The organism is Pseudomonas sp. K5002 (assembly GCF_013386655.1).
Taxonomy (GTDB): domain Bacteria; phylum Pseudomonadota; class Gammaproteobacteria; order Pseudomonadales; family Pseudomonadaceae; genus Aquipseudomonas.
Map to the genome: position 1 here is coordinate 1 of NZ_JACARK010000263.1, position 10,205 is coordinate 10,205.

The following is a 10,205-nucleotide window of genomic DNA, read 5'->3' on the forward strand; positions in this document are numbered from 1 at the left end:
CCGACCTGAAAGCCGGGCGCGACCTCAACCTGATCGCCGTCAGCGACACCAGCGAGATCCACGCCTTCAGCGACGGCGGGCACAAATCCACCATCACCACCGACGTGAAAAACCAAGCGGCCACGGTCACGGCCGGCGGCAACCTGAGCATGGTGGCGGGGCAAGACGTCAACATCATCGGCAGCAACGCCACCGCGGGTAAGGACCTGAACATTCAGGCCGGGCGCGATTTCAACGTGGCGTCTGTCAGCGATGTGCACAACGTCGAAGGCAAGGAAAAAGACGGCAAGAAACGCATTAAGACCGCGGATGAGCAGACCACGCAGTTAGCCAGTGTGCTGACGGCGGGCAGGGACTTTACGAGCCAGGCCGGGCGCGACACCACGCTGGTGGCGAGCAAGATCAGTGCGGGGAATGAGGCTTATCTGTATAGCGGGGATAAGTTGAATTTGCTGGCGGCGCAGAACAGTACGCATACGTTGTATGACATGAAAAAGGTCAGCGGTTGGGGCAACAAAAAGACCCAGCGTGACGAAGTGACTCGCGTGACCAACGTCGGTACTGAAATCAAGACCGGTGGTGACCTCGTGCTTAAGAGTGGTGGTGATCAGACTTACCAACTCGCCAAGCTTCAGAGTGGGAAAGACATCACCCTGGACAGTGGTGGTGCCATCACCTTTGAGGCGGTAAAGGACCTGCATCAGGAAAGCCACGAGAAGACCAATAACAATGCGTTTTGGGTGTCTTCCAAAGGCAAGGGCAATACAGATGAAACCCTGCGTCAGAGCCAGTTGATTGCCGAAGGCAACGTGGCAATCAAAGCCGTCGATGGTTTGAAAATCGACATCAACCAGGTTAACCAGCAAACCGTTAGCCAGTCCATTGATGCGATGGTCAAGGCCGACCCGCAGTTGGCGTGGATCAAGGAAGCGGAAAAGCGCGGTGATGTCGACTGGCGTCAGGTCAAGGAAATCCACGACAGCTTCAAGTACAGCAACTCGGGGTTGGGGCCGGCTTCGCAGATCATTATTGCGATTGTGATGGCAGCAGTGGTTGGGCCTATGGCAGCGGCCGCTGCAGGCGGCGGCACTGTCGGCGCCGTCGCAGGCGCTGTTGCGACGGGTGCTTCAACGAATGCAACGGTCAGTGTGGTTAACAATCGAGGCAACCTTGGTGCTGTGCTCAAGGATGTGACTTCCTCGAGTGCCATCAAAGGCTATGCAATCGCGGGTGCCACCGCTGGCTTGACTACCGCCTATTTTGATGGCTGGACAGGAACTCATACGGAATGGACTTCGGCGGGTGGCAAAGTCGTCGGCCCTCCGCTGAATACATGGACAGGAGTAGGCCAGTTTGCGGCTAACCAAACCTTACAGGCAGGAACATCCACACTTCTTAGCAAAGCATTGGGGCAAGGGGGAAGTGCAAGCGAAGCCTTGAAAGGGGCGCTGTTCAATACGTTGGCGGCTGCCAGCTTCAATGCAGTGGGCGATTACACCAAGGGTGTATATGCCGATGGCTCTGTACAAAAAATCGCGATCCACGCCATGGTCGGAGGACTGCTAGCCGAAGCAACCGGCGGCGATTTCAAGACGGGTGCGCTAGCGGCAGGTGCCTCTGAGGCGCTGGTCGTTGATCTGAATAACTTGGTCAAGGGCAATGAAGGCCTGTTGACCATGAGCTCGCAAATTGTTGGTGTTTTAGCTGCGGCGGCACAAGGTGATGTTGATGCCAGTCAGTTGGAAAAAGGCAGTTGGATTGCCAAGAATGCTACCCAGTACAACTTTCTTGGCGATCATTCCGGTCCTGAGCGGGATAGGGCTCGGGAGGCATTTGAGAAAGATCGAGGAATTAGTGCTGCTCAAAAACTGGTAAGCCTGGAAGGGGCCGATCAGCGTAGCGATAACCTGCTGGCGGCTTACAGAAAAGACCCCTACTCGCTCTCTGCGGCTGACGTAACAGAGCTAAACGCTTACCTGCAGGTCTACACCTATGAACAACTGACTCTGCATGGCGAACAGCAGGCAAAGTTAGACGTGGCAAATCTGATGAAAAATGGGCCTACGCCGAACTATGAGTATTCCTACGCGGGTACCACCGACGCGAAAAATGCCTACGCGGACTCAGTCCGAGCTGGGCTTGGTCCTTTAGACCAGTTGATGTGGAGCAGAGACAAAAGCTCGAACGAGCTGACATACCGAGATGCTAAAGGCTATTTGCAAATCAACAATGAGCAGCAAGGGCTCGCGAACATCGGTGGACCAGCGATTTATGGCCTTACAGGGCCGTTAGGGGCATCGATTCGAATTGCTGCTGCGGCGAACGGTGTGCTTCAGGCCGGTTATGGTGCAAACCAAGCGATTAATGGCGATACGTGGAATGCCGCTGGCAACATCCTCTTAGGCGTTGCAGGGATGGCGAGTTTGGGCTTGCCGGGTGTAAGGAATACTAACGCTTCAGGCATTGGCAAAGCATCCGTTGCTGACCGATCACCCCCTACGTTACAAATAGCCGGGGAGGGCGGTAGCGTTTTTGATAAAAATATACTGCGTGTACCAGCAAAAGATGAGCTTGCGGACCAGGCAAGCAAAGAGCTTTTAGATGCGATCTTTGCATTTCCTAGCAATACTCAGGCTTCTAAGGTCGCCACGATGATCGGGGCTTATGACCCTATGACCGGTAAAATTGCTGTTGGTAGCAGCACCGGTAAGGTAACCGCTGAGAGCTTGGATCCTCGCACAGTTAGCTACGTTGAGAGCAAGCTTGGTGTGAAAATAGGTGAATTAACAAGTTTTTGCAGGAATTCTGCTGGTGCATGTGCAGAGGTATCAGCAGTAGATAAGCTTGTCAGGTCAGGAGGGAATCCAGAAAATATCAAATTCACACAGGCTTTACGTCCTAAAACCATCAGGGATGAAGGTGGATACACCCCTAAAGCAGTTATAGAAACATGCCCGAATTGTAAGGTGACTTGGCCGGGGAATAAATGATGGTTATTGATGAACAATGGGTTCCAGGATTTGGAGAAATTGTTACTTGGTTTGCGATGGACAAAGCCGGTGCTATTGCCGTCATGGTGAATAACTGTTTTGGATCGTTACCAAAGGTTTTGTTGGAAGTTACAGCTGTGGAGCAGAAGCTTGATAGCTTAAGTGAGTACTTGTGGGAAGAGTCTGGTGATTACGAAGAATATCCGAAAGCTAAAAACGGTAAAACAATTCTTGATTTATACTCTGCCTGTGCATATCGTCACCTAGACTCTAGGGCTGAAGTGGAACGATGGATAGCGGATCGATCTTCACTCCAAGCCAGGCTGACAGAATATAACCTTCCAGCAATTAAAGGTGTCTATATATACCATGCTATAGAAGGTAGTGTGTCTGGGGAGGACTTCCCTTCCGGTTATGATGGAGAGTCTAAAATGGGGGACTATTTTCGCTACTTAATCCCTAGCGTTAAGGCTGGTATAGAAGATATTCCTTTTGAGCTTAGGGGGGTAGTTGTTGTTTCTGATAGTCTGGAATTTTCAGATGTGAGTTTTTGGTCTGGAAGTTCTATTGATGAGCATTTCTCTCGTATGTATTGACGTAAAAGGGGCAGATTTATTTAAATATTAAATTTAAAAAACTCCAGATGGGTCGATTAAATAAATCCGTCCCCTTTGACCCAGTCCCCTTTGACCCATTAACCCAAGAGGTTCCTGCAAGGACAGAAGGACCTACTCGGGGTGCTTCTTTCGCCACGGAGTTTGATCCTAAAACGGGCAGTACGAGGCAATGGATGGAAAGCTATGACCATGCAGGAGAAGTAATCCGTGTCCACCCGAAAAGTATTAATGGGCAGCCGGTTGATGCTCAGCACTACCCTCCGACCGCAGCAGAGCTAAAGAGTTGGGGGCAGCAATGAGCATGGAAGACATAGTGGCTGACAGACTTGGAAGAGCAGTTGCTGATGGATTTGATATTTTTAAAATATCAAAAGAGGCACTTGATATTTACCAAGATCCAAACCTTTCTCTCACAAAAGATTTAGACATTGCGTTGTTGTCACTAATGGCAATGGTCGAAGGGCCAGAGTTTGAGATGACAGAAAAAGAATTTTATGATTTTTTATCTGATATTCGACAAATGTAGTTTTCAATATACCCAACTTGATCAGGCACTATCGACACCGGCCTTGCGCCGGTGTTTTGCACTCTATTTGCACCCTTTTTGCCGCCTTCCTGCACTCATCCTGTGAGCGTAATGCGTAAAGGGGACGGATTTATTTAAATATTTAAAAATCCAGATGAGTTGATTAAATAAATCCGTCCCCTTTGACCCCAAAACCTTCATCCCGATAAAAAATTGAGGCCTGTCGAAAATGTTGCCATTCAAGTTTGTGGACATCCCGCCTTCATATGACGCGGCCGAGGTTTTTTATGTGCGGATTGACCCGTCCATTGGGATTGCAGAGGAATTGATAAGATCGCTGTATTACCTGCTTTGGTTGCCGGGGTATTTTGGATTTAACTGGGATGCCTTATATGATTGCTTAAGAGATCTTAGCTGGATTCCATGCCACAAAATCGTCCTTGTACATGTGACTCTTCCAGAATTGCCAAGAGAGGATCTACAGGTATACCTTGAGATTCTACGTGATGCGGTCTTTGATTGGATTGGTGACGAAGGGCACGAGATAGAAGTAGTCTTCAGAGAAATTGATAGGCTTACGGTCGAGGATCTGCTAGACAAATAGCTTAAGCCGCTGGTGCAAAAGCAACTGGGGCCGCTGGCGGTGACGCTGAAAAGATTGTCACAGTCAGCAAAAGCCGCTTTCCTGAATCAGCGCAACACATCGAAGATGCTATTGACGCGGGTAAGCCTGGTACTCTGACCATAGATCGCGCGAATGCAGCATCACGCAGGCGTGACTCTTTGCGCGGTACTGAAACCAAGCCAGGCCTTGATCGTGATGAATATCCACCTGCAATGTTTCAAGAGGGTGGTCAAGGTTCCTCCGTAAGACATATCAACCCTAGCGACAATCGCGGGGCTGGTGCCTGTGTTGGTGCTCAATGTAGAGAGTTACCAAACGGAACGAAGATTCGAATAGATGTGGTGGATTAGAATATGTCCAGCTTGGAAAAATTGTTATCGAATGCAAGCTCATCTTTGAGTGATCATGCGCCGGAAATTTCTGGGCCGTCACATAGATTGGCCGGTGCTTTATCTGATCAACTTTTAAGGATGCTGGTTCAACGCAATGGCTTCTACGCCCTAGAAAGCGCTTTACATGTGTTTCCCACACATTCTAGTCAGGACGAAATTGGTCTTCGTGATTGGAATGAAGATACTCTTTGGCGCGGTGCTTATAAGGGTATTGCCGATGGTTGCTTATTTTTTGCTGAAGACATTTTCGGTGGGCAGTTCTGTATTAAAGATAACAAGATTTATATTTTTGACCCGGAAACCGGGGCACTAGAGTATTTGGCCGACGATATTGAAAGCTGGGCAAAAATAATACTTAGTGATTATGAGGCGCTCACGGGCTACCCGTTAGCGCATCAATGGCAAAAGAAAAATGGTCAGCTTCCCACAGGAAAACGTTTGTTGCCGAAGGTGCCATTCGTGCTGGGAGGAGAGTTTGTGCTGGATAATATGTATATGGCAGATGCTGTGGAGGGGATGAGGTTTAGGGCTGATATTGCCCGCCAAATTAAAGACTTGCCAGACGGAGCTGAGATTAAACTAAAAACTGATAGTTAAGTGGTTAGAGTTATATGAAGAAGTCGGTGCACGCCACCGTTATTGCGAATGCGGGTATTGGTGGTCCCCTATTAACAACAAGCGTAAAGGGGGCGGATTTATTTAAATATCGTAAAGGGGGCGGATTTATTTAAGTATTAAATTCAAAAAGTTCCAGATGAGTCGATTAAAGAAAATAGGGGGCAGACCACGTTTTAAGGCTGGCAGAGTTGCTCTTTAAAAACATAGAAGAATAGTGGTCTGACGCCTATTTCCTCGCGTTAATGGTCGGCCTGCTGGCGAAGCGACTAGCAGCGACTTCAAAACCGGTGCTGCGGCTGCCGGACTGAATGAGGCACTGATCAACCAGCTGGCTTGGGCAGCACGCGGTAATGACGACATCACGTTGATGCTGTCGCAGCTGACGGGCTTGTTAGCAGCTGCAGCCGTTGATGGTGATCTTGAAAAGGGCTCGGAGATCGCCCAAAAAGCCTCGACGTACAACTGGCTGACTCACCGTGAAATTGAGGATGCGGACAAGGCGAGAGCTGGGTGTAGTGCGCTCGGAGCGGGAGCGGGTGCGTGCGAGAAGAAAATCATCAGGGATATGGACGAGCTCGATAAGTCCAGAAACCTTGGAATGTTTGATCTTGAGCGCTCATTGCAGCTATCAGTTTTGCGAGATGGAATGACGCAAGGTGAGTACCGTGAAGCACTGCTCGACGGCTTCAATGGCCTTGATCCGAAAGACCTGGTCTTCACGGGCTACGCGCCTGCCAATGAACTGGGTTACCGAGCTGAGGCTTTAGGCAGTCACGTTGTGGACCTTGCCGCCGAATTTCCTGGGCGGTTCAAGGCGGGGCTTGAAGGTCTTATAAACAATTACGACCAAATTCCCGCAGGCATCGCACAGTCGGCCAGGGATGGCGTCGATTGGTGGACGGGCCCGATTCCAGCACAAGCCATCGCCCGGGCTGAGGACAAACTGGTTTTCTCCACACCCGAGCAATTGGGCGACAGATTGTTCGATATGACATTGGGCACTGCGGCAGGTGCTGCCGGCGGACTGGTTGGTGGGAAGGCGATTGAGTGGTTTGCGGGGCGTTGGGCTACACGGGCGGGGGCGGAAGGTGTTGGTGCAAAAGGGCTAGGTTCTGCTGGTACGGGCACGACGGCGGGTAGTAATGTTGCAAGTACAACGCCTAAAGTTAATGTTTTTTGGAATAAAACAACAGTTCTAGATAGGACTGTTTATCAACGTAACGCCCTCTTTGACCCAGAGGCCCTATCGACCTGGAGAGTACGAGGTAAACTGTTGAAGGCTCAAACCTTGAGAGGATGGCCTCGGGTCGAGCACCAATTGGGTATGATGGGAAATCAGTTGAGTTACATCATCTCTCGCAAACTGAAGTTAATGGATTCGCTGGTACTCGTGGTTCACTTGCAGAAGTTGGTTCTGTTTTTCATAGCCAGAATAGCAGTGTTCTTCATGTCCCATCCAATGCCGCTCAAAGCTTTAGGTATACTCGTTACAAAGACTCTGCAGAATACAGAAACCCTACGACTGACTATGTTTCAGTTCCTACGGATTTGAATGCAAAAACATTGACAAAGCAGGATAAAGAGTTTAGCTCTTATCAGTCGGATTATTGGAAGTTGCGGGCTCGGAGCGGGGAGTAATTAGGCGTGTATTATTCGAGAATAATTAATCTTATTAAAGAGTCGGATTTCGTTGAGTTTGCTGATTATGGTGACGGGATTGCTGATGAGTGGATTTATAAAGCTGAAGCTCGTCTTGAGTTGAAGTTGCCTGATAGCTATAAATGGTGGCTGAAGTGTTATTCTGGCGGGGAAATATCTGGGGAGGAGATTTATAGTATCTACGAAATGGATTTTGATAGTGTAAGGGGTGGTGATATCGTTTATATGTCAATCGTTAACGGTCGAAATGGGTTGTGTGGGAAGGAGAGGCTATTTATCTGCGAACCGCCGGGTGCAGGGGAATCATTTTATTTTGCCACGGACGAAGGTCTTAATGGTGGAGAGTATCCTGTTTATAGGCTTGAATTTTCTGATCAAACTTATAGTTTGTATGCGAAAAACTTTATCGATTTCTTAGAAAAAAGAATAATGTCTTTCAGTTGAATAACGATTCTGCGTTTAAAAAATGATTGAGAAACGCTAGGTGCAAAAGAAGTAGCCGGAATCAGTAAGAATAATTTTCCTGTTCTTTTTGACGGGGAGTTCTCTACTAAGCAGTTGCTTGGTACCGCTAAGACAACCGGTGGTAAGCAAATCAACTATCATGCCGCGGATCGTATGGTAAATCCGCCTAAAGGCAGTAGCGTATAAAGGGGACGGATTTATGTACGTAAAAGGGACAGATTTATTTAAATATTAAATTTAAAAAACTCCAGATGGGTCGATTAAATAAATCCGTCCCCTTTGACCCCTGCTCTTCTGCTAAGAGTTACCGCTGAGGGAGGGGCAGCAATGCCAAATCGTCTAACAGTCCTAGTTAAAGATGGGAGAATAGGTAATGGACAATAAAGAAGCGCTTAAAGTCATTGACAGTATGATGTGGGTAAAGAAAGCCTCAATTTTCCTTCTGTTGCTTGATTATGCTCTACGTAACCTTGACTCGGCGAGTGATACGCAAAAAAAATGTCAGGAGGCAGTTGATAAGTGTTGGCGATGGTTGTCTGATCGAGGGCTCAGTGCTGATGAATTAGCATATTATCTAGACTCCGATGATATGCAGAGCGGACCGCTGGCAGAAGGAAATTTTGCATCTGAAAGCGTAGAACAAAATAGTTTAATTTTAATATTGTTGGTGATCGGTTTTTTTGCCAATAAGGCCTATAAGATTGTAGGGCTACAAGAGCAAATGTCTGAGCCGGTATGTGAGGCGGACGAGAGCTCTGCTGTATATATTGTTGATTATGTTGAACGGATAGGCTTGTCTGATAAGTTGAGTGTTTATCTATCTGTACACGTTTTGGAAAATAGGGGGCAATCCACGTTTTAATGCTGGCAGAGTTGCTCTTTAACGTAAAGGGGAAGGATTTATTTAGGACGTAAAAGTGACGGATTTGTTTAAATATTAGATTTAAAAACTCCAGCTAGGTCGATTAAATAAATCCGTCCCCTTTGCCCAGAGTGAGTATAAAAAATGGAAAACTTGGAACTCTCCGAGTTAAAATTTCCGAGTATGAGAGAGGAGCTGGTTTCCTATCTGGCAGGTTTGTCGGACTCAGATTACCAGTACCGTGCCTGGGTAGAACGTTCATCGCCGAATTTAGCTTATGATGAATTTGATTACACAATACATTTTTTATATGACGATACAGGGCTCGCTGAAAATGCATACACTTGGATAGGGCTAGTTTTGAAAAATGATCAGGAAGCTAGAGCCATCGAGGACGTGGTTCAAGCTATTGACGCGCTTTTTGATAAGTATGGTCCTGATCTTTCTGATACAGAGTATTTGGAAAAAGAAGAGTGGGCACGCATAGTGTGCGTTTCTAAAGATGCTTTAAAAGTTTTGCTTCCTGGTAAATGAGGTTGTTTAACCTAGTTAAAGGGGCGGCACCCAGGCCGCCCGGCTTTTACTCAGGATGGATCGGTATTGAGTCTGCGACTGATGACATCCAGCAAATCACACCCATCGCGCAGCGGAATAGCCAGCAATTGGGCGAAGTCTTGAAGCACCACAGCATCGCTGCTGAGCTGTTCACGGAAGGCCAGGTTTTCCAGCAGTTGGGTGACGGCGCGAATCCGGTACACGGCGGCGTCGTGGAGGACGTCGAGGGGTGCATGGGTGTCGATAAGCAGGGCGGGGACGGTGCAGTCGTGGCCCGTTAGGGGCATATATTGGTTCATCTTTGACTCTCTACTTAAGTGATTTAGGCAATCACTCAAACGTCGCCAAACGTATGGGTGACAGCTGTACGCAGGTTGGCGAACCGGCAGTAGAGAAAACCGGCAGACCCTAAGGTCTCCCGCGCACAGCCGTCATAGAACGACTTTGCAGGCGAGCAAGTGGCTGCAAAAAGCCACCAGCTTACGCATTCTCTACCGTCAGGTCGCCAAACCTGAATCGCCATGTGGGCGACGGCCCGGACTATAAGCCCGCACCCAAACCCACGCAAGGCAGCAAAGTACTGGCTCAATCCCAATGCCTCATGTCTTCACCCCCATTGCCGACACACTGGCGTTGATTAAACGCATTCACCACCAACATTAAAGGACTGATGTGAAAAACCTTCTCCTGGTTCTCCTCTCCACCCTCATCCTCGGCGGCTGCGTCAGCCAGCCCCTCACGCCCGAGCATCGTGCGCAGGTCAAGACGGTCAAAGTGCTGCCCATAAAGTGGGAAAAGAACATGGTCTACATGGGCCGTGAACAAGCCTGGGGTGCGGCCCTGGGCGCCGGGCTTGGTGCGGGCGTCGGCATGGCCAGCGGCGCGTCCAAGCTGGG

The 10,205-nt window shown here is 48.8% G+C and carries 10 protein-coding genes and 1 pseudogene; 10 read left to right on the forward strand and 1 reads right to left on the reverse strand.

Going from position 1 to position 10,205, the window contains the following annotated elements; all coding sequences use genetic code 11:
- The 9 genes from HX846_RS39530 to HX846_RS13830 all read left to right on the forward strand — a co-directional run.
- Window positions 1-2,990 (forward strand): DUF637 domain-containing protein (locus HX846_RS39530; RefSeq protein WP_256739813.1); only part of this gene is annotated, 2,990 nt, incomplete at its 5' end.
- Window positions 2,990-3,586: a hypothetical protein gene (locus HX846_RS13790; protein ID WP_256580043.1), complete on the forward strand. Its 597-nt coding sequence runs from the start codon at window positions 2,990-2,992 to the stop codon at window positions 3,584-3,586. The genes HX846_RS39530 and HX846_RS13790, both read left to right, overlap by 1 nt.
- Window positions 3,587-3,920: 334 nt before the next feature.
- Entirely contained in the window at window positions 3,921-4,133 is a 213-nt protein-coding gene (locus HX846_RS13795) for a hypothetical protein (protein ID WP_177020619.1), read from the forward strand.
- A gap of 229 nt (window positions 4,134-4,362) precedes the next feature.
- The gene (locus tag HX846_RS13800) at window positions 4,363-4,737 is read left to right on the forward strand and encodes a barstar family protein (RefSeq protein ID WP_087693608.1); all 375 of its coding nucleotides are present in this window, start codon (window positions 4,363-4,365) and stop codon (window positions 4,735-4,737) included.
- 374 nt (window positions 4,738-5,111) lie between these two features.
- On the forward strand, window positions 5,112-5,747 hold the full coding sequence (locus tag HX846_RS13810; RefSeq protein WP_087693609.1) for an SMI1/KNR4 family protein: 636 nt from the start codon (window positions 5,112-5,114) through the stop codon (window positions 5,745-5,747).
- Window positions 5,748-7,064: 1,317 nt separating this feature from the next.
- Entirely contained in the window at window positions 7,065-7,406 is a 342-nt protein-coding gene (locus HX846_RS39250; RefSeq protein WP_087693610.1) for an HNH/ENDO VII family nuclease, read from the forward strand.
- A gap of 6 nt (window positions 7,407-7,412) precedes the next feature.
- Window positions 7,413-7,871 carry an SMI1/KNR4 family protein gene (locus tag HX846_RS13820; RefSeq protein ID WP_087693611.1) on the forward strand — a complete coding sequence of 153 codons (459 nt, stop codon included), beginning with the start codon at window positions 7,413-7,415 and terminating at the stop codon, window positions 7,869-7,871.
- A gap of 394 nt (window positions 7,872-8,265) precedes the next feature.
- Window positions 8,266-8,754, forward strand: a complete 489-nt coding sequence (locus tag HX846_RS13825) for an Imm6 family immunity protein (protein ID WP_087693612.1) — start codon at window positions 8,266-8,268, stop codon at window positions 8,752-8,754.
- A gap of 144 nt (window positions 8,755-8,898) precedes the next feature.
- A complete protein-coding gene (locus tag HX846_RS13830; protein WP_087693613.1) occupies window positions 8,899-9,288 on the forward strand; it encodes a hypothetical protein in 390 nt (129 codons plus the stop codon).
- 50 nt (window positions 9,289-9,338) lie between these two features.
- Here the strand turns inward: HX846_RS13830 and HX846_RS13835 are convergent, their stop codons facing one another.
- Complete coding sequence (locus tag HX846_RS13835; RefSeq protein WP_017478047.1) at window positions 9,339-9,596, reverse strand: hypothetical protein; 258 nt, start codon at window positions 9,594-9,596, stop codon at window positions 9,339-9,341.
- A 385-nt stretch (window positions 9,597-9,981) separates the two neighbouring features.
- Between HX846_RS13835 and HX846_RS13840 the strand changes: the two are divergent.
- A pseudogene (locus HX846_RS13840) lies at window positions 9,982-10,205 on the forward strand (hypothetical protein); the annotation flags it as partial.

Coding starts and splice junctions, on each gene's coding strand:
- HX846_RS13825 (WP_087693612.1), top strand. CDS start 8,266: ATGGACAATAAAGAAGCGCTTAAAGTCATTGACAGTATGATGTGGGTA.
- HX846_RS13830 (WP_087693613.1), top strand. CDS start 8,899: ATGGAAAACTTGGAACTCTCCGAGTTAAAATTTCCGAGTATGAGAGAG.
- HX846_RS13835 (WP_017478047.1), bottom strand. CDS start 9,596: ATGCCCCTAACGGGCCACGACTGCACCGTCCCCGCCCTGCTTATCGAC.
- HX846_RS13800 (WP_087693608.1), top strand. CDS start 4,363: ATGTTGCCATTCAAGTTTGTGGACATCCCGCCTTCATATGACGCGGCC.
- HX846_RS13810 (WP_087693609.1), top strand. CDS start 5,112: ATGTCCAGCTTGGAAAAATTGTTATCGAATGCAAGCTCATCTTTGAGT.
- HX846_RS13790 (WP_256580043.1), top strand. CDS start 2,990: ATGGTTATTGATGAACAATGGGTTCCAGGATTTGGAGAAATTGTTACT.
- HX846_RS39250 (WP_087693610.1), top strand. CDS start 7,065: ATGGCCTCGGGTCGAGCACCAATTGGGTATGATGGGAAATCAGTTGAG.